The sequence below is a fragment of the Enterococcus sp. DIV2419 genome, assembly GCF_051711865.1.
Classification (GTDB): Bacteria; Bacillota; Bacilli; order Lactobacillales; family Enterococcaceae; genus Enterococcus; species Enterococcus faecalis.
In genome coordinates, this window is sequence record NZ_JBIONS010000001.1 from 1,028,837 (window position 1) to 1,049,847 (window position 21,011).

Consider the following 21,011-nt stretch of genomic DNA (forward strand, 5'->3'; position numbering starts at 1 on the left):
AATGAAAAAAGTAAATCTAATGGATTATCTTGACGAAGTCACCGCTTTTTCACTAGAACATGAAGAACCAGCTTGGATGACTGAATTGCGAACAACGGCTTTAAGAAACGCTGACGAAAGTGAGTTACCACATATTGATCGTGTGAAATTTCATCGTTGGCCTTTATTAAATGTTCACATGGAAAGTTATGTGCCTTCTGAAGGAAATGTCGCAAGTTTTGATCAAATGAAAGACAATCCTTTAATTGTTCAACAAGGATCTTTTCATGCTTTTGAGCAATTGCCAGCCTCATTAGCGGAACAAGGGGTAATTTTTACAGACATTTTTACTGCTTTACAAGAGTACCCAGAATTAGTTAAAGAATACTATATGACTAAAGCCGTATTACCAGAAGAAGATAAGCTGACAGCTGCTCATGCGGCTTTCATGAATAGTGGCGTTTTCTTATACGTTCCTAAAAACGTAGTGATTGAAGAGCCCATTGAATCTTTGTTTATTCAGGATTCAGATAGCAACCAACCTTTCTTTAAACATGTTTTAATCGTTGCAGATAATCATAGTGAATTCAGTTATTTAGAACGTTTTCAATCAACCGGTCATCACGCAAAGAAAGCTTCTGGAAATATTGTTGTGGAAGTAATTGCCAAAGATGGCGCAAAAGTTAAATACTCAGCTGTGGATCAATTAGGGAAAACTGTAACGACTTATATGAATCGTCGTGGCTATATTATGCGGGATGCCTCTGTTGATTGGGCTCTAGGCGTCATGAATGATGGCGATGTTGTGGCTGATTTTGATTCTGATTTAGTTGGCGAAGGTGCTCATTCAGAAGTTAAAGTCGTTGCAATTAGTGCAGGTAAACAAACACAAGGCATCGACACACGAGTGACAAACAAAGCGCCACATTCGATTGGTCATATTTTACAACATGGAGTCATTCGTGAACGTGGTACTTTAACGTTTAACGGAATTGGCCACATTTTAAAAGGCGCAAAAGGAGCCGACGCACAGCAAGAAAGTCGTGTTTTAATGCTGTCTGATAAAGCTCGTGGTGATGCCAATCCAATTCTTTTAATTGATGAAAATGAAGTGACTGCCGGACACGCAGCCAGCGTTGGTCGAGTAGATCCAGAAGAAATGTATTATTTAATGAGCCGCGGCTTGCGTAAAGAAGAAGCGGAACGTTTGGTGATTCGTGGCTTCCTAGGTTCTGTCATTACAGCAATTCCAGTTAAAGAAGTACAAAATGAATTTGTAGAAGTAATTGAAGGGAAGTTAAACGCATGATGGATGCAGCAACCATTCGTCAATCGTTTCCTATTTTATTTCAAGAAGTTAATGATGAACCGCTAGTTTATTTAGACAATGCTGCAACAACCCAAAAACCAACGGCAGTGTTAGATGTTTTACGACATTATTATGAAACCGATAATGCCAATGTTCATCGTGGGGTGCACACGTTAGCCGAACGAGCAACGAAGGACTATGAAGCCTCCCGCGAAAAGGTTCGCCAATTTATCCATGCCAAAGAAACAGCGGAAGTTTTATTTACACGAGGAACAACAACCAGTTTGAATTGGATTGCCAAAAGTTATGGTGACTTGGCAGTTACAGCCGGGGATGAAATCGTCATATCTTACATGGAACATCATTCAAACATTATTCCCTGGCAACAATTAGCTCAACGTACAGGGGCCATTTTGAAGTATATAGACGTCACTGAAGACGGCTTTTTAGACATGGCAAGTGCACGTCAACAAATTACAGAAAAAACGAAAATTGTTTCGATTGCTCATGTTTCAAATGTGTTAGGGGTCATTAATCCAATCGAAGAATTAACACAATTAGCTCATCAAAATGGCGCTGTGATGGTGGTAGACGGCGCGCAAGCAGTTCCTCATATGCCTGTGGACGTTCAAGCCATCGATGCTGATTTTTATGCATTTAGTGGTCACAAAATGTGTGGACCAACTGGAATTGGTGTCCTTTATGGCAAACGTCATTTATTGGAACAAATGGAACCTGTGGAATTTGGTGGCGAAATGATTGACTTTGTTCATCTTCAAGAAAGTACTTGGAAAGAGCTTCCTTGGAAATTTGAAGCTGGCACACCTAATATTGCTGGGGCAATTGCCTTAGGTGCCGCCATTGATTATTTAACTGAAATTGGTTTAGAGGCCATTCATCAACATGAAGCAGCCCTTGTTCACTATGTTTTGCCGAAGTTGCAAGCTATCGAGGGCTTGACGATTTATGGTCCACAGAATCCCAAAGACCACACAGGTGTGATTGCTTTTAATATTGAAGGCTTACATCCACATGATGTGGCTACGGCGTTAGATATGGAAGGGGTCGCTGTCAGAGCGGGTCACCATTGCGCGCAACCGCTATTAAACTATTTGAGCGTGCCAGCAACTGCACGGGCAAGTTTTTATTTATACAATACCAAAGAAGACGCAGATCGCTTAGTTGAAGCGATTAAAGCGACAAAGGAGTTTTTCCAGCATGGCACTTTCTAAATTAGATAACTTATATCGCCAAGTCATTTTGGACCATTCTAGCCACCCACATCACCACGGAACGCTAGATGCGTCTAGCCAAACAATTGAACTGAATAATCCTACTTGTGGAGATGTGATTGAACTGGATGTGGCCATTGAAGACGGTGTGATTAAAGATATCGCCTTTCAAGGAAGTGGCTGTTCCATCAGTACAGCAAGTGCTAGTATGATGACTGATGCAGTCTTAGGAAAAACAATCGCCGAAGCAACGGCCTTAGCAGAGGATTTCTCCCAACTTGTTCAAGGAAATGAAGTGGCCGAAGATGAAAAATTAGGCGATGCAGCAATGTTAAGCGGCGTAGCTAAATTTCCAGCTCGGATTAAATGTGCAACCCTGGCTTGGAAAGCCTTAGAGCAGGCTGTTGCTAATAACGGACAAGGCGAAGCCGGTCATTTACATTGTGAAAAATAAAGAAAGGGTGACGACGAATTGAGTACAGTACCTGAATTAGAAGAATATAAATTTGGCTTTCACGACGATGTGGAACCAGTCTTTAGTACCGGAGACGGCCTAACAGAAGACGTCGTTCGCGAAATTTCTCGCGTGAAAGGCGAACCAGAATGGATGCTTGACTTCCGTTTAAAATCGTTAGAACAATTCAATAAAATGCCCATGCAAGAATGGGGTCCAGACCTGTCAGATATTGACTTTAGTAAAATTAAATATTACCAAAAACCGAGTGACAAACCCGCACGCGATTGGGATGATGTACCTGATAAAATCAAAGAAACCTTTGAAAAAATTGGGATTCCCGAGGCTGAGCGTGCTTATCTAGCTGGGGCTTCTGCTCAATATGAATCAGAAGTTGTTTACCACAACATGAAAGAAGAATTTGAAAAATTAGGCATCATTTTTACAGATACTGACTCTGCTTTAAAAGAATATCCTGACCTATTCAAAGAGTATTTTTCAAAACTTGTGCCGCCGACAGATAATAAACTGGCCGCTTTAAACTCAGCTGTTTGGTCAGGCGGAACCTTTATTTATGTACCAAAAGGCGTTCGAGTTGATGTACCATTACAAACATATTTCCGAATCAACGCTGAAAATACTGGCCAATTTGAACGGACCTTGATTATTGTCGATGAAGGGGCCAGCGTTCACTATGTTGAAGGTTGTACGGCACCCACGTATTCAAGTAACAGCTTGCATGCGGCCATCGTAGAAATTTTCACTAGAAAAGATGCTTATTGTCGTTATACCACTATTCAAAACTGGTCAGATAACGTCTACAACTTAGTAACCAAACGTGCTAAAGCTTACGAAGGTGCCACTGTCGAATGGATTGATGGGAACCTAGGAGCTAAAACAACCATGAAATACCCAAGCGTTTACTTAGATGGCAAAGGTGCCCGTGGCACGATGTTATCGATTGCCTTTGCTGGCGCTAACCAAATCCAAGATACTGGGGCCAAAATGATTCACAATGCGCCGAATACCTCTAGCTCAATTGTTTCAAAATCAATTGCTAAAGACGGCGGCGAAGTTAACTACCGTGGCCAAGTGACTTTTGGAAAAGACAGCGCAGGTTCGATTTCCCACATCGAATGCGACACGATTATCATGGACGAAAAATCAAAATCAGATACAATTCCATTTAACGAAATCCATAACAGCCAAGTGTCCTTAGAACACGAAGCCAAAGTTTCAAAAATTTCTGAAGAACAATTATATTATCTAATGAGTCGCGGCTTGTCTGAAGCCGAAGCGACAGAAATGATTGTTATGGGCTTTGTTGAACCATTTACGAAAGAATTACCGATGGAATATGCGGTTGAGTTGAATCGGTTGATTAGTTATGAGATGGAAGGCAGTGTGGGATAAAACCTGTTATAGGAGCTAGAACCCTTGATATATAAGGATTCTAGCTTTTTTATTTTGCCTTGATAGTAGAAATGACCAGCTTTTGACCAGTTTTCTTAGGTGCGTTGTTTGTAATGTGTGCATAGATGTCTAATGTCACTTTACTATTTTCATGCCCTAATCGTTGTTGAATTACCTTAACAGATTCTCCAGCTTCTAATAGCAAACTAGCATGAGTATGTCTGAACCCATGAGGAGTAATACGAGGCAAGGTATACTTTTTCAAAATATATCTTAACCAATCAGTCACAGTGTTTGGAATGTATAGCGTGTTTTTAAGTGTTGTAAAACATATTGCTCTTCTGAGCTCGTATTATAGCCTAGTTTAAGATATTCAGTTCTTTGTTGCATCTTCCAGTCATTTAAGATTGCTAAAGTCCCTTTATCAAGAGAAATCGTTCTTCTTGAGGCTTTGGTTTTAGGCGTTTGGATTATGATATTCTTATGTTCATCAATCGCAACTGTTTTGTTAACATGCAGTTCTTTATTAAACATATCAATATCTTTTCACTGTAATGCAAGAACTTCGCTTTTTCTCATCCCAGTATATGCTAGTAATCTGAAGAAGGCATATTGCTTAGTGTTTCAAAAGTCCTTGAACGCATCTAGCAAGGTATTCAATTCATCTTTAGTATAGAACTTTCGTTTTCCCTCATACTCTTTATGCTTAGGACGCATTGTTTTTCTCATAGGGTTACTATCAATATATTCCATAGAAACGCCATAGGCTAAAATCTGTCCAGTCTGTTTTCGAATAGAATCCCACATCTTATATTTTGCATGCTATTTGCTTAAGACTTTCTGGTGGTATGGGACAGTTTTTCTAGTGTTATTAAAATGAATAAGGTATAAAAAAGACAAAAAGGGAATAGGTTTTCTACAAGTCTTTATATACAATTTAATTGGTATTAGTTTCATAGCAGATATAAGAAAACATAAAGGAGGACGAGGGGAAATAAAAAGATATAAACTGGATAAAGAAATAGTAAGAATAAAAATGAACCATAGTGAGATAACTAGGGTTCATTTTTGTAGTAGTCTATTTTTTCAGTTTTAAAATTATATCGGGTATTTCTTCAAATGAGTCTACCCAAATAATATTTATACCAAGCTCACGAAAATAGGCTTCTCTTATATTATCATCAATATTTTGATATATTTTTAACAATTTTTCGTGTTTGCTATCAGTAGTTTCAACTCTATTTTTTCGTAATATTGCATAATGTCGGGCACTTTCTTTATTCCTCGTAGAAACATCTAACAATCTTCTTAAATTAGGGTCGGTTAGTGAACAGCCAATAAAGAGGCAGGTGTTATCTCTAAAGGCATTTATTTGAGTTAAGTTAGACCACGAAAAAGAATCTCTATAAACACGATGATAATCTTCTTCAGAGAATATTAAATTAGCATCGTTTTCCTTTTTTGACCAATTAGATGGCAAAAAGCCATGGACATGGTATATATTTAATTTATCTATAGCAATCATGTTTTCTTCTTGGTAAATTGAATTGTGTTCAAATTCTTTTTCTTCGAATTTTTGTTCAATTAAGTCATCAAAATTATAGGTTATGATACTTTTTAGTCCAGCATTTGAGTATTGTGGTGCAGCTAGTTTAATTATTGCATCTAGGATTTTATTATTTTTTGAAAGTGGCTTTGAATACAAAACATCATGCACCAGTTCATAATACTCATCATCTTCAAATGCAGAACGTATATACCTCATTTGAGTAAGTGGAGAATCCTCTTTATTATTGTAAGCAAGGTCACTTAGCATATCAATTTCTTCTGAAGTTAGCTCTTTATTATCAGAACGTTTAATTATCATCTGGATAAGTAATTTCTTAATCAACTCAGACCAAAGAGGGATACCAGAATCAATAGAAACACCGGCACCTAAAAAAAGAACGAGATCATTATTTTTATAAGCTTTTCTTACATTTTCAATATGATTAGATTTGTTCTTGTCTTTTTCTTTTTGAGATTGAGTAGAAGTCAGTGTATCTTCTATAAGAGCTCGTTTTGGTGAGAGTATATATTTTGTATAATTAGATTCAGGATTTGCTTTTTCAAATAAATCAGTATTATCCCATATAATCAAGTTATTTTTTAGCAAAGGTTTTACATCTTCAGAAATAAATTTTTTTTGTTTTTCTGATAATTGGAAATTGATAATTAGGAGTATTGTATAGCCAGTTCCTAATGTATCGGCTCTGTTTATATTTTTTACTATAAGTTGTTGCATGTTTTGATTTTTAGGGCTTGCATATTTTATGATTCCATATGTAAGACCTTTTATATTATCTATTCCATCCGGTAAATTTATGTCAAACTCAGAATCAAAATTATCAGGATTGGAAAAACTGTATCTCTTTTTTTGTGATTTTGCACGTTCTTTTATTACTCCATAAACGAGATTTTCAAATGCTCGGGCAGACTCAATATTAGATAGAAGATAACGATCAGTTGTTTTCTCTCGGACAGCTTTAATTATTGATTCTGAGTCTATACTTTTAATATCCCCATTGAAGGAGTCTGTAAGAGACCATGTGCCTCGAGTGGTATTTTCAATAAGACCATATTTCTTTAAATATGTTCTTGCCCATGCAAGTCTATAGGAAACTTCAGTTCTATTTGAATCATTATTATGTGGAATTTCTGCTATCTCTTTAGGAAGATTCATAATTTCAATTGCTTTTGTGTCTAAAACCTTTAGTTTTGCTGTTCCACCAAGTTCTTGTAGAGCAATTAGAGTCGGTATCATCATTTTATCAAAACTAGGAACATCATTATTTTTAAAATCGAAAAAGAAAAACAAGAGTTAATCACCAACCTTATTATTACTGAAATCATTTAGTTAAGTATATCATGTTTGAGATAGTTTAGAAGAGGTAAATTATCATTGTCAGGCAATAGAAAAAATAAGAAAGGGTAGGAACTCTGAAATACGGGAGTACCGCTCTTTTTTCTGATCAAATTTGATTAATCTATTTTGTAGTCTAACGTAATCATATGCTGTAGTAATAGTAGGATTCTCCTTGTTTATTTTCCGTTGATTCCAGTTGTTAACTCAAAATCATTATGTAGGGGTCTGTTGGCTAATAACAAAATAGAAGTTGGGAATGCCATCATATATGCATCCCTAGCTTTTTTGATATCTGAAAATAAAAGTGGCACTAAGACTAGCATCAATAGGCATTTTTAGAATAAATATTTTTCTATCTTGATGAGTTTGTAAATTGGCCTTGGATGAAGATATGTTTATAAATAGAAAGTTTGGTATAATAGAGATAATTATATGTATTGCAAAAAAGTGTTAGAGTTATTGAAGAAAATCGATAAATAATATTTAGGAATCACACCCAAAGATGCTGATAACTAAATGATTGCAGTAAGATGGGAGATTATTATGAGCAACTATTATACAGAAAATGAATTTAATGAGTTAGTTGATTCATTAGCAGGAGCAGTAAAAAACTTTAATCTAGTTGTTTTTATAGGAGCAGGTATTTCACTTTCGCAAGGTTACCCTAATTGGAATGGGTACATTGAAAAATTAATTCATTTTTGGCAATTCAATATACAACATGTTGCGGGGGAAAAGGTAAAAGTTTCAAGTAAATTACTCTCACAATTTGATGAAATCTTGAAATCGAATAATGGCCCCAAAAGAAAGATTGATTTATTACATACTTTGTTGCATGGTATTTTAGGAGAAGAGTTTGACGATGTAAAACTTAATTTTGAAAAATATTTTTTTAAAGAGGTCGTACCAGATTATTTAGAAAATAGTGTGTTGGTTGAATTGATAAAATTAGATCCAATCTTTATAACATCAAATTATGATTTCGAAATTGAGAAACATTTGAAACGTATCAGGCAAAAAGATGCATTTAAATCTATAAATAATATACATGAATTCACCACTTGGAGCAGCAGACTAACATCAGGCGATGTTTTGCATTTGCATGGAACAACAGAAGGAGAAGGGCATTATTTTGTTAATTCATCCTTGGATTATTCTCGGCAATATTTAAAAGAGACACAAGAATTTCAGAATTTAAGAACATGGTTTGAAACAAAACAACCTATTGTCTTGTTTCTTGGAAGTAGTATGGAAGAAGAAGAGATTTTATCCTTACTACCAGCAACATCTAAAAATTTTGCTATGATGAAAGCAGAGCCGAATGAATCTCAAGAGTTTAGAAATCTTTATAATCAAACCTATCAAAAAAATAATCGTACAACCATTTTTTGGTATGGTGATGATTATGATGATTTGCCAAAAGAAGTAGAGAAAATGGTAAGTACCGTTCAGAAAAAAATAGAAGTGTCTAAGTCTAGTGAGGACTGGGCGATACTTCATAGTATATCAACCGATAATGAAATTTATCAGAAAACACTTGAAAAATATTCAGAAGATGAACGATATTTATCCGATATTTTTAAAACTGATGATATTGATTTACAAAAAAAGATTTTAAAAATTACATTACGTAGTCAGATTATATTGAAGAAAATTAGTAATATCAGCAGTTTTTGGAATATGGTTAGTAAAAATTTTAATGATGTAAACAATGAACAACTCAAAATAATTATTGGAATTTTTAATGATGAAAAACTAAATATTTACTGCCAAGATCTTTTTGAAGTATATAAACAACTTCCGACCTCAGATAATATCTCAAAAGAAGATATGAATGAAGTAAGAAGACATCTGGCACAAAACCAATCGTTAGTTAATACATCTTTTTCTGAAGATTCAGATTTGATGGGATATTGGTTAAGTGAGCAATTTCAACAAGAAAACTCACATCATAGAAATATTTTTTACGGTGAACAAAGTCTTAAAATTAATCTTAGAAGTGAATTGATTATGCCAATTATCGAGTCACTAAAAGAAGAAGGAAGATATCTCTATTGGTCATTTAATGAAATTGTTTCAATGGATGGGTTAATAAAAATTATCTATAATTCCCTTCTAGACGAGAAATTATTGTACGAAGATACGTTTATTTTAGATAATTTCCCCGAACCTTTATTGGAAACTCGTCTATTTCAACGAATGCTAGTTAATATTGATAATGAAAAGGAGTTGCCTAATCCTATTGTTAACAAGTTAATAGCTAAAATTGATTTTACCGATACTATTTTTGGAACTGAGCTAAATGAATTTGCAAGAAAGCATAAAACAAAAATAGGAGAAGATGTACTTGAAGTTTATGAAAATGCGATTGAATCAGAACCCGCTAGCATGGTTTATCCTCGTTCATTTATAGACAGTAGTCAGATTCTTAAAGAAAATGAAGAATCAATCCTGGAGATTTTATTAGGTAGTCAAGATGAGTCATTTTCACAAAGAGAAGACTTTTATTCTGAAAAAACCAATAAAGAAACTTCTAATTATTTGCTAAATCTATTGAAAAAAAATGATGTAGTTTCGCAAAAAATAGAAAAGATAATTATTGATAAGGGGTCATGCTTATACCCAAAATTTGATAGACTTTTTCTCAAAATTTTAACGGATGATTATAACCCTGATTTAAAAGAGAAAGCGTTAAGCATATTTTTAGAAAAATTCAATTTGGATAGCTTTAGTTGGGAAGAAAAATTCTTCTTTCAAGAGTTGATTTCTAAAAAAGAATTTGAAAATATAGCTTTTGAAAAGCTATTTCAAGTTGACGTTAATAAACTTAGTTATAATTATGTGTATGTAGATAAAGAGAGACCTGAATTAATTGAACGTGATGATTTTATGAATACTGAGTTAGGAAGGTATTTGGACATACTGATATTACTAAACAAAAAGGACAAGTCTAAACGTGGTTTAATTAAAGAGATTGTAGCTAATGTTAATTTTAATCAATTTAGAGAATTTACACAGGGGGCTTTGACAACAGTTGACAATTCAGTAGATTTAGAAAAGGTTACGATCAATACGTTCCAAGGGTATTCTTTTTCAATAAGCGGATTCAAGCAAGGGGATTTAGACAAATTTAAACTTATAGGTCAAGAATTACTGAAAAAAGGCTATGTGAATAATGTGAATCAAAATAATCTGTTCTTGATTGCTCTATCTAAGATAAACCCTAGTGATGAAGAAATGGAGATAAATTGGAATAGCATCAATTTTTCTTGGATACTTATTCTTATTCTTCAAAGCGAATTTGAGTTTGAGTATGAAAACGAGTGGCTTCGAGAAATAATGCTGCATGATAAGAAAGGTAATTTTGCAAGAGACATTCTTTATTATTTAGATGAAGATAGCACTGTATTAACTAAAGGAGAAAAGGCTTTACAGGTATTTGAAGAAAATATTTCTGATTATAAAGGGAAGGTAAACATTCATTCACTTTCTGATAGTCTTAAAGAACAAAAAAATAGTGAGAAAAAAGATTTATTGATTAAGCTGTTCTTTTTATTGTTAGAAAATGCAAAAATTGAAAAAAGTTATTTTGGCAGTCGTACTTTATTAAGCATCATGCAACAATTACCTTTGGAATCAAAGAAAAGACTTGCAGGTCATGCAAATCTTTCAACGGTTCTTTCACCATTAGAGATTGATGAGTTGAAAAGAGCTGTTGATTAAAATTGAAATTTGTAAACTGATTCTTGAATCGTTGGATTAAAGCAGTGTTGGAAGGCTCGACATGAAGTGATATGGATAGAACAAAGGATTATCTTGCCTAATTGTGTGAAATGAATAAAATGATATTTTACATGCATTAATGCAATAAACGAAGTCAACAACTATTATGTAGTTTTAGCATAGCTGTTGACTTCGTTTATTAGCTAGATCTGTCAATGCTCGAAGAACTCATAAAATAATAATTGAATCATTGAGAGATTTTCACTTTTTCTTTTTTCATTAATTGGTCAAGTTGTGTTTCTAATCGGTCAATACAGGTTGAAAAATCATCCATAAATTTGAGATAAAGAGTAGTAATCTCTGGCGATTTTTTTCTTGTCTAATGGTAGTTTTCTGTTGGCAAAATGTTTATCTACTACCGTTAAAATATCTGTCCATGATTCAAGTTGTTCCAGAGTATCTTTCATAGCATACATGTCTTGTTAGGAGACTCGTTTGATGGGTTGCTTGTTATTGGTTGTTAAAACAATTGCTTTATTCTCTATCATAATTTATCAATCCTTTCTATAATTGTTTGTAAATTAATAATATCTTTATTACAGATATTTATAATGGAATTGGGTGATGAAAATGAAATATGTAAATATTAGATCGATAAGAGAAGATAATGATCTAACGCAACAAGAAATGTCAAAATTGTTGAATGTGTCACAAAATACGTATTCTTAATATGAAACTGGAAAAATAGAGTGGACGGCTAGTACTCTAATTAAAATAACCAATTGTTTTGATGTGAGCATTGATTATCTGCTTGATAGGACAAAGAATAAGATTGCATTGAAGTAATGATAAAAAATAGTAAAAAAGTCATTCTTTAAGATATTGAGAATGGCTTATTTACTAAGTTCAGATTGGGATAATGTTGTGTATACAATAGATTCCATCGAGACAGGTAATGATTAACTATAAATACACTGAAAAGTATACTTTTACATTGCTTTCATATATAATTTACTTGACTAGGTATATAAATAATTAAACATATTTTTATAGATAAAGGGGCAACTAAATTTGAATGATAAAGAATTAAAAAAACTGAAAGACGATCTTTGGACGACGGCGATTGATATGCGTGCCAACTCTAATTTAAGTGCCCACGATTATGCTGAACCCATTTTAGGGCTAATTTTTTTGCGTTTTGCTGATGCTAAATATAAAAAATTTGAAAAAGCTATTGAAGAAGAATTTGAAAAAAGACAAAAAAGTACACGTATTTCAGCAAATAAAAGTGAGATTGCTCTTGAATTAGCAGGAATTTATGTGCCAGATGACGCAAGATACGATTATTTATTAAATCTTCCAGAAAAAGAAGATGTTATTGCGCCAGCAATTGTAAATGCAATGACTGAAATGGAAAGATACGCATCGTCTGTAGAAGGAGCATTACCCAAAGAAAAATACAAAGAAATACCAGCAACGAATTTAAAAAATTTGCTGAAGAATTTTAAAGATATTCCAACTGAGGGATCAGTTGATATTTTTGGAGAAATTTATGAGTTCTTTCTTGGAAAATTTGCCATGGCTGAAGGACAAGGTGGCGGTGTCTTTTACACCCCAGCATCAGTTGTTCAATATATGGTAGAAGTTGTCCAACCCAAAAAAGGTAGAATATTAGATCCGGCATGTGGCTCAGGAGGCATGTTTGTTCAATCGGCTCTTTATGCGAAAAAACATGGCTATGGCCCAAATGCTTTAAGAGCCCACGGCGTTGAAAAAGAACCCGCAACTGTAAAATTAGCTCAACTGAATTTATTACTTCATAACATGAACGGAGATATTTTCCAAGCCAATTCATTTTACGAAGATCCCCACATTAGCTATGAGAAGTTTGATTATGTTTTTGCCAATCCTCCGTTTAATGTAAGGGGTGTTGAATACGAGCGTGTATGTAATCAAAAAAGATTTAATGAATATGGTATTCCAAGAAATTCTAGTAAAAATGATGAAATTGAGAAAGTCCCCAATGCCAATTACTTATGGATTAATCAATTTGCCACTGCACTGAAAAAAAATGGAAAAGCAGCATTAGTTATGCCAAATGGAGCTTCCACAGCAGGGGACGGCGGACAAAAAGAAATTCGCAAACGTTTATTAGAAAGTGGTCACCTCTCACAAATTGTTGTGTTACCTTCAAATATGTTTAATACAGTTACTTTGCCAGCAACTCTTTGGTTCTTTGATAAATCAAAGAAACATGAAGAAGTTTTGTTTATTAATGCTGATAAAAAAGAATTATATAGACAGATAGATCGTGCACATCGTAAATTTGATGAGGCGCATATTAAAAATCTTGCCTTGATTACAAGGTTATACGAAGGCAATACTCAAGAATATGAAGAACTCAAAAACTGGTATCAAGAAAATATTGACTTAAATGATGACCAAAAGGAACATTGGCAAAAACAACTAAATTGGGTCAATGAACAATTTCCAGAAGGACTGTATAAAGACATAGCAGGATTATGTAGCGTTGTTCCAGTTCATGGGGAAAACAGCATTGAATCAAAAGACTGGAGTTTATCCCCTGGTCTATACGTTGGTGTAGAAGAGATAGAATCAGATGAAGAACCATTCGAAGAGAAGATGCAAAAGTTAACAAAGCAATTAGCAGAACAGTTTCAACAATCCAATGAGTTGGAAAAAGACATACGTAATGCCCTAGGAGGAATAGGGTATGAAATATAGTATTTCTGAAATTTGTGAAATAAATAAATTTTCCTTAAAGAAAAATGATGTACGTAAAAAAATAAGGTATCTGGATACGGCAAATTTAAATCAAAATATTATATCTAAATTAGTAACTTATAATCTTAATGTTGATAAAATACCGAGTAGAGCTAAGAGAATTGTAAGACCTAATGATATATTAATATCAACTGTTAGACCAAATAAGCTTCATTATGGTTTGATAGATAATCCGGTTGAAAATCTTATAGCTTCAACTGGTTTTGCTGTGTTGTCTCCAAATACAAAAAAAGTAAATCCAACTTATTTGTATATTTTATTAACACTGCCTTCTACGACAAATATTTTACAAAAAACTGCTGAAAATAGTACTTCGACATATCCATCAATTAAACCTACTGTAATATCTGAGTTGATGTTTGACTTTCCAATGCTAGAAATACAAAAGAAAATTGGAGATTTTTATAAATCCTGTTCAAAAAAAATTGAACTCAACAATCAAATTATAAACACTTTAGAAGAAACCGCAACAACTCTTTTCAACCATTGGTTCATTGATTTTGAGTTTCCAGATAAAAAGGGAAATCCATACAAATCAAGTGGTGGTAAAATGATTGAAAGTGAACTGGGTGAAATTCCAGAAGAGTGGACCGTGGGAAAGATTAGTGATTTAGGACAAGTAATAGGTGGAGGGACTCCTTCAAAAAAGAAAGAGGAGTATTACTTAAAAGGTGGTATTCCATGGATTACACCAAAAGATTTGTCTATTCAAAAAAGTGTATTTATATCTAATGGGAAATTGGATATTACTGAATTAGGCTTATCTAAAAGTAGCGCAAAGTTAATGCCAAAAGGAACTATATTGTTTAGTTCCCGAGCGCCGGTAGGATATGTTGCTATTGCAAGTAATGACCTTTCAACAAATCAAGGGTTTAAATCCATCGTTCCAAACAAAAAGATACTGACAGAGTTTTTATATTTATTTCTTAAAAAAAATGTAAGCAAGATTGAAAGTATGGCGAGTGGTTCTACTTTCAAAGAGGTTTCTGGAACAGTTATGAAAAATATTAAACTCATTATTCCAAATGACATGAGTTTGATTAAATTTAAGGAAATTGTCTATCCAATTTTTTGTAAAATTGAACAGTTAGAAAAAGAAATAAAGTTTTTAGAAGATACTCGAGATACTCTACTCCCAAAACTTCTTTCGGGAGAAATTGAACTAGAGTAAGAAAAACGAAACTTGAACTAAAGGAGGTCTAAAAATGGTTGATTTTATCACGGAAGATGATCTGGAATTGCGTATTATGGAGGAATTTGAAAATTTAGGTTATTCACTTTTGAATGCTTACACAAAAACAAATTCTTCTCTTAAGGATGGAACACATCGACAGACAAAAAAACAAGTCGTTTTACCTGATGTTCTTTTAGAATACGCTCGTAAACTGAATCCATCAATTCCAGAAGCACTCATTGTTGAGGAAGTACAAGCAATTATCAAGGATGATTCTTTAAATTCTAGGTTGTTAAAAGATAAAAATTACGAATATTATCAGTCTTTAATCAATGGAATCAATATAAAATTCTCTCTTAATGATGAGGAACAGATTGAAACATTAAAGCTAATTGATTTTGAGCATCCTGAAAATAATTCTTTTATTGCTGCTCGACAAGTTTGGATTGCTGGTGAGATTAGATACCGTCGACCGGATATTATCGTGTATATCAATGGACTTCCTTTAGTTTGGATTGAGTTAAAGAAACCAAGTGAAAATGTCCAAGTAGGGTATTCAAAAAATCTGATGGATCAGAAAAAGGATATCCCACAATTATTTTTCTTCAATCAATTATGTATTATTTCAAATGGACATATCACCAAAGCAGGTAGCTATAATTCGACTTTCTCTCATTATTTTGAATGGCTTAAAATAGAAGATGAAAAAGAAGTAATTGATCGAACGAAAATTCATGATGAAGAGCTCTCCATCCAATATTTACTTAAAGGACTTATGCCAAAAGCGAAACTTTTAGATTATATTGAAAACTTTATTTTGTATCTAAATAAAGATATGAAAATCGTTGCGAAAAATCATCAGTTTTTAGGTGTTAATCATGCGATTGAAGCTTTTGAGAATAGAGAAGTTAGAAACGGAAAATTAGGGGTATTTTGGCATACACAAGGTAGTGGGAAAAGCTTTTCCATGGTTATGTATGTTCGGAAAATAAGACGGAAATTTGCAGGCAACTATACCTTTTTACTTGTGACAGACCGAAATGACTTAGATTCTCAGTTAATCAAAAATTTTGTGCGAACAGGTGTGGTTGAAGATACTAACATGGTTAAACCTAAAAGTGGTTTGCAACTTAGAAAATTACTTAAAAGTAATATTTCAATGATTTTCACTACGATACAAAAATTTAGATACGATAAATATAAAGATTTTCCTCTACTATCTGAACGAAAAGATATTATTGTGATTGTAGATGAAGCTCATCGAACCCAATATAAAAATTTAGCTGAAAATATGCGTAAGGGTATTCCAAATGCACAATATGTTGCTTTTACAGGAACGCCATTATTAGGTAGCAAACAATTAACCTATGATTATTTTGGAAAGCCAGTGAGTGAATATACATTTAATGATTCCATTAATGACGGTGCCACAGTTCCTTTGTTCTATACAAAAAAAGTCCCTACAGTTAATTTAAATAATGATCTGTTAAATGATGAATTTTTGGATATTATTGATAAGGAAGAATTAACAGACGAAGAAAGAAAGAAATTAGAGAATAAATATCGTAGTTCTTTAAACGTAATGAAACGAGACGACCGGTTAGACGAAGTTGCTCAATACATCGTGAAACACTTTCCAAAAAGAGGTTTTTTAGGAAAAGGGATGGTTATTTCAGTCGATAAATATGCGACAGTTATGATGTATAACAAAGTGCAAGAGCATTGGAAAAAAAGAATACGAGCTATTAATTCTGAGTTGCAACAAACACATTCTCAGGAAGAGAAAGAAGCTTTATTAAAAGAGAAAACATTCATGAATAGTGTCGAAATGGCTGTTGTGGTAAGCGAAGAAAGCGGAGAAGAAGAAAAATTTGAACGATTTGGCTTAGATATTACACAACATAGAAAAAGATCTCATCAAGTTGATGATGAAGGTCGGGATATTGAAGAACAATTTAAAGATCCAGATCATCCTTTGCAGTTAGTTTTTGTGACTGCTATGTGGCTGACAGGCTTTGATGCGCCTTCTGTTTCCACGCTTTATTTAGATAAACCAATGAAAAGCCACACATTAATGCAAGCCATAGCTCGTGCGAATCGTGTGTATTCAGATGATAAACGTGGGATTAAGATCAACGGCTTGATTGTAGATCATGTAAACATTTTCCATTATATGAAAAAAGCCCTGAAAGACTACGGCGGTTCTCATCATGAGGCTGAATTAGACTTGCCAGTAAAACAAGTAGATGAGTTGATCGAGATGCTTATCTTAACTCAAGAAGAAATGATTCATTTTTGTGCATCCTTAAAAATTGATTTAATGGAAATAGTAACTGCTGAAGAGGCATTTTCAAAAACTTGTAAGGTGAAAGCAGCAGTTAATGCTGTTGTAGCAAACGATGAGCAAAAAGCACAATTTATTATTTATACGAATTTATTAAAGAATATTTATGATGCTTCTTGTCCTGAAATTTTCCAATATGATTGGGATAATCGTATCTATAAGTTGGTTCAATACATGTCAAAAATGATGGGAAATTTGATTCAAAATGAACGAATTGAAGATGCACAAGTGAAAGTTGAAGCGTTATTGGATGTGAGCGTGGATTCGGAGAATTTATTTTATATCAAAGAAGATTTAGATGCTGATTATAATAAGACAATCTCACTTTCAGAAATAGATGTGGAATCCGTGATTGCAAAAATTCAAAAATCAGAATATGTAAATATTGAATTGGTTGAGTTGAGAAATTTTATTGAACAAAAATTAGAAGCAATGCTAAATAAAAATGAAACAAGAGTTACTTTCGCTCAAAGGTATGAAAAGTTGGTTCAAGGATATAATGCGGGTGCCACCGCAAATGAAAATTATTTTGAAGAGTTAAAGAAATTTGTAAAAGATTTGAAAAAAGAAGATGCGCGTGCATCAACAGAACATCTTTCCGAAGAAGAATTGGTTTTATATGATTTACTCTTGAAAGAAAAACTAACAAAAGAAGAAGAAAAGCAAGTGAAATCAGCAGCCACTCAATTATATCATTCGTTGATGAAAGAAAACGGAAAATTTTTGAGTGTTGACTGGTTTAAAGATGAACAGCCAAAACAACGAGTGAAAAATAAAATAGAAACAGTACTTGATAAAGCCTTGCCAGATTCATATGATAAAGAAGTCTTTCAAAATAAGACAGAAACAATTTTCCAATTTATCTTGAATAGAGCTGTGTCAGGTAGAGGGTATGTAGGGAACTTATAAAATAAGAATAGTATTGGAATGAATGATCAAATTTCAATACTATTTTTGTATAGAAATTTTGATTCAACCTATGAAGGAGGTTTGGAAATGGAGTCCCATATTCGGGATTATTTAGCAGAAAATTTAAACTTTTTATCAGATGAACTAAGTCTGATTGGAAAAGAATACTTATTACCCAATAATGATGGAACAAAAGGATATGTAGATTTACTAGCTAAAGATAAGCAAGGAAACTATGTGATTATTGAAATAAAAAGAAGTAATCAAGCTGCACGACAAGCGCTACACGAAATTTTCAAATATTCAGCTCTATTAAAAAGAAATCTATATATTAAGCAAAGTGAAATTAGAGTTATTTTAATTTCTACAACTTGGGATGAATTATTGGTTCCTTTTTCTAAATTTGTATTAGAAACTGATTTACTCGTTGAAGGTTATGAGATCGAAGTCAATAATCAATTTATACCAATAGCTAAAAGAAAGATAAAATCAGTTCCTAATCCTATCCAAAGAAAAATATCAAGAATTCAACATATTTTCCTCTATGAGGCTAAACATTGTATAGATGATGAACTATCAATAATAAGTTATCTTTTAGAAAAACTAGGTATCAAGGAATATATTTTATTAAATCTAAATTATCAAGGTGATAATAATCAGGTTATCTATCCAAAAGCGATATATCTTGCTTTCCAAACAATACCAATTAGTAACTATATAGAATTTTGTAAAAAGCAGGGTAAAAATGACTTAATAGATTATGGAAATTTATATGAAGAATTATTAGAAATTGAAAAAAATTATGATGGAGAAGATCTACAAGGAGAAATAGAACAAGCAATATTAGGTGAAGTGATTAACCGATCATATTCTGATACATCTGAGATTGGTTATCCAGAGAAATTTTTGAATATGTTGAATTCTAGTTGGAAGATTGAGCATCATATCTGTGGAGGAGCTTTTGCTAAAAATCAATTATACACAGTAAATAAATTAGTACAAGACGTAGCGGGAGTGAACGATACGAATTATGTGTTTTTTTATGATTATACCAATTCTAACCATTTAGCAAAACTAAAAGAAGTGTTTTACAATGCAAAGAACGCTTTTTACGGAAATAAAATTTGGAAGCAACACTTTACTTGTGTTTTGAATGAATTAGAAGAGAAATACGATAACTATACGATTTTTGTTTCTATGACAAATCCTGAAAGTATACTGGAATGTATAGTGTATGGAATAGAACCTACATATGAAATTATCATAGATCATAAAGACTTTGAATCAGTGCAAATATATCGTGGAAATATAGAATACAATTTTAAAGAAACATATTTAAAAGACATTTTATTAAAACATTTTTATAATGACCCTATGATGCTGTTTATTATGCTAAATTATGGAGAGTTATATATGAAAGAAATGGATATAATGAAAGATATCGGGCTAAAATATAGTAGTAAGAGATATGATATTTTCAATGATAAAATAGAATGTTATGATGTACGTATTTCAGAATATGGAGAGATATTTTATACTCCTTGTGAAGAAAAAACACTTTTTCAGGATTATTTGAATTACGATCAATTTTTAGTTTCAGATTTAAAAGAACTCTTTTCAAATTATATTGTAAAATTATGAATAAGTAGGCTGCCTGTCTTTAGATTGTTTCTAGTCTGTAAAAAATGAACAGATAAATACAAGTCCTTAATTTAGACTTAAAAGCTAAATTAGGACTTGCAATCTCTTTGATAGCGTTTATTTTGATGCTAGAATCAGAAATACCTACCAAACGTTCGCCCACGAAAGTCAAATTTTTATACACCGAAATGTACACCAGCGGACTTCAAAATCAATGAAATCTATTGAAAACTTTCAAATTTCCAACTGCCCCAAATCATTGATATGACTGATATTTCAACCTATCTCAATCAAAAATCGGTAGTGGAAGGCTCTGTCAGCTAGTTTTTCACTCTACCAACAAAATAATCAACCAAAATAACAACGGAAAGCCAAACAAGAAACACACTAATCATGCTTCTTCAAAGAAAGTACAAATAAAAAAGCGATGACTCGAGAAGAAAATCTCTATGAAGTCATCGCTTTTTCTTATATTTTAGTTAAAAAATTATTTTACTAAAGGTTGAAGTAACTTGTTCCAAAAACTAATAAGTGGGCCAGCACCAAATGCACAAATAATTGTACCAATCCCAATTGGACCACCAGCAATAAAGCCAATTAATAGGACCAACAAATCTTGTGCTTTTCGAACAGAAGCGTAAGGTTTGTTGATTTGTTGACAGATGGTTGGCGCAATCGCATCATAGGGGGATTCGCCTTGATCTGTAGCCATGTATAAGGCGCAGCCAAATGTAAAAATCAGGACTCCGAAGAATAAAGAAAGTAGTTTGCCAATTGTTGAGCCTCCTAAACTATTGGCGTAAGGTTGAAGCCAAGTAGAAATCTGTTGAATCAAAATCCCTACTAAAAGCATATTTAAAATAGTTCCCAGACCAATGGCTTTTTTGTTTTTTAAATAGACATAGAATAAAATAAACGCATTGACAATAATTTGAAAAATGCCTAATTGCATACCAAACATTGAAGAAAGTCCGATATTCATAGCAGTGAAAGGATCAACTCCTAAACCTGCCACTCTTAAAGTGGATGCGCCAATCCCGATAATAACTAAACCAATTAAAATTAAAAGAACATTTTTGACTAGTTTCATGGTAAGCCTCCTGGATAGATTTTGTGTGTGATA

At 33.1% G+C, this 21,011-nt stretch carries 12 protein-coding genes and 1 pseudogene; 10 read left to right on the forward strand and 3 right to left on the reverse strand.

Annotated features, from left to right (window positions below; genetic code table 11):
- Position 1 precedes the first annotated feature (1 nt).
- From sufD to sufB, 4 genes are read left to right on the forward strand one after another with little or no spacing between them, the layout of a single operon-like run.
- Positions 2–1,288, forward strand: coding sequence for a Fe-S cluster assembly protein SufD (gene sufD, locus IGI97_RS04895; protein WP_285705503.1), 1,287 nt, complete (start codon positions 2–4; stop codon positions 1,286–1,288).
- A complete protein-coding gene (locus tag IGI97_RS04900) occupies positions 1,285–2,520 on the forward strand; it encodes a cysteine desulfurase (RefSeq protein ID WP_002372178.1) in 1,236 nt (411 codons plus the stop codon). The genes sufD and IGI97_RS04900 overlap by 4 nt, the downstream gene beginning before the upstream one ends.
- Positions 2,507–2,974: a Fe-S cluster assembly sulfur transfer protein SufU gene (gene sufU / locus IGI97_RS04905; RefSeq protein WP_002356768.1), complete on the forward strand. Its 468-nt coding sequence runs from the start codon at positions 2,507–2,509 to the stop codon at positions 2,972–2,974. Before IGI97_RS04900 ends, sufU begins: the two co-directional genes overlap by 14 nt.
- Before the next feature lie 18 nt (positions 2,975–2,992).
- Positions 2,993–4,387 carry a Fe-S cluster assembly protein SufB gene (gene sufB, locus IGI97_RS04910; protein WP_002356769.1) on the forward strand — a complete coding sequence of 465 codons (1,395 nt, stop codon included), beginning with the start codon at positions 2,993–2,995 and terminating at the stop codon, positions 4,385–4,387.
- Positions 4,388–4,436: 49 nt separating this feature from the next.
- Here the strand turns inward: sufB and IGI97_RS04915 are convergent.
- A pseudogene (locus IGI97_RS04915) lies at positions 4,437–5,245 on the reverse strand (site-specific integrase); the annotation flags it as partial.
- 220 nt (positions 5,246–5,465) lie between these two features.
- Positions 5,466–7,244: an SIR2 family protein gene (locus IGI97_RS04920; protein ID WP_438791807.1), complete on the reverse strand. Its 1,779-nt coding sequence runs from the start codon at positions 7,242–7,244 to the stop codon at positions 5,466–5,468.
- 591 nt (positions 7,245–7,835) lie between these two features.
- On the opposite strand from IGI97_RS04920, the gene IGI97_RS04925 reads away from it, so the two are divergent.
- From IGI97_RS04925 to IGI97_RS04950, 6 genes are all read left to right on the forward strand, one after another.
- Positions 7,836–11,015 carry an SIR2 family protein gene (locus IGI97_RS04925; protein ID WP_438791808.1) on the forward strand — a complete coding sequence of 1,060 codons (3,180 nt, stop codon included), beginning with the start codon at positions 7,836–7,838 and terminating at the stop codon, positions 11,013–11,015.
- Between the two features lie 630 nt (positions 11,016–11,645).
- Positions 11,646–11,744, forward strand: a complete 99-nt coding sequence (locus IGI97_RS04930) for a helix-turn-helix domain-containing protein (RefSeq protein ID WP_414736174.1) — start codon at positions 11,646–11,648, stop codon at positions 11,742–11,744.
- Positions 11,745–12,086: 342 nt separating this feature from the next.
- Positions 12,087–13,760 (forward strand): N-6 DNA methylase, encoded by a 1,674-nt coding sequence (locus IGI97_RS04935; RefSeq protein ID WP_438738097.1) that lies wholly within the window; start codon positions 12,087–12,089, stop codon positions 13,758–13,760.
- Positions 13,750–14,991, forward strand: a complete 1,242-nt coding sequence (locus IGI97_RS04940; RefSeq protein WP_438738099.1) for a restriction endonuclease subunit S — start codon at positions 13,750–13,752, stop codon at positions 14,989–14,991. Before IGI97_RS04935 ends, IGI97_RS04940 begins: the two co-directional genes overlap by 11 nt.
- 34 nt (positions 14,992–15,025) lie before the next feature.
- Positions 15,026–18,247 carry a type I restriction endonuclease subunit R gene (locus IGI97_RS04945; RefSeq protein ID WP_438738102.1) on the forward strand — a complete coding sequence of 1,074 codons (3,222 nt, stop codon included), beginning with the start codon at positions 15,026–15,028 and terminating at the stop codon, positions 18,245–18,247.
- An 18-nt stretch (positions 18,248–18,265) separates the two neighbouring features.
- Positions 18,266–19,888, forward strand: coding sequence for an endonuclease NucS domain-containing protein (locus IGI97_RS04950; protein WP_438738104.1), 1,623 nt, complete (start codon positions 18,266–18,268; stop codon positions 19,886–19,888).
- Between the two features lie 487 nt (positions 19,889–20,375).
- On the opposite strand, the gene IGI97_RS04955 is transcribed toward IGI97_RS04950, so the two are convergent.
- Positions 20,376–20,978 carry a YczE/YyaS/YitT family protein gene (locus IGI97_RS04955; protein ID WP_002384244.1) on the reverse strand — a complete coding sequence of 201 codons (603 nt, stop codon included), beginning with the start codon at positions 20,976–20,978 and terminating at the stop codon, positions 20,376–20,378.
- Positions 20,979–21,011 lie beyond the last annotated feature (33 nt).

Coding starts and splice junctions, on each gene's coding strand:
- sufD (WP_285705503.1), top strand. CDS start 2: ATGAAAAAAGTAAATCTAATGGATTATCTTGACGAAGTCACCGCTTTT.
- IGI97_RS04900 (WP_002372178.1), top strand. CDS start 1,285: ATGATGGATGCAGCAACCATTCGTCAATCGTTTCCTATTTTATTTCAA.
- sufU (WP_002356768.1), top strand. CDS start 2,507: ATGGCACTTTCTAAATTAGATAACTTATATCGCCAAGTCATTTTGGAC.
- IGI97_RS04925 (WP_438791808.1), top strand. CDS start 7,836: ATGAGCAACTATTATACAGAAAATGAATTTAATGAGTTAGTTGATTCA.
- IGI97_RS04930 (WP_414736174.1), top strand. CDS start 11,646: ATGAAATATGTAAATATTAGATCGATAAGAGAAGATAATGATCTAACG.
- IGI97_RS04940 (WP_438738099.1), top strand. CDS start 13,750: ATGAAATATAGTATTTCTGAAATTTGTGAAATAAATAAATTTTCCTTA.
- IGI97_RS04945 (WP_438738102.1), top strand. CDS start 15,026: ATGGTTGATTTTATCACGGAAGATGATCTGGAATTGCGTATTATGGAG.
- IGI97_RS04950 (WP_438738104.1), top strand. CDS start 18,266: ATGAATGATCAAATTTCAATACTATTTTTGTATAGAAATTTTGATTCA.
- IGI97_RS04955 (WP_002384244.1), bottom strand. CDS start 20,978: ATGAAACTAGTCAAAAATGTTCTTTTAATTTTAATTGGTTTAGTTATT.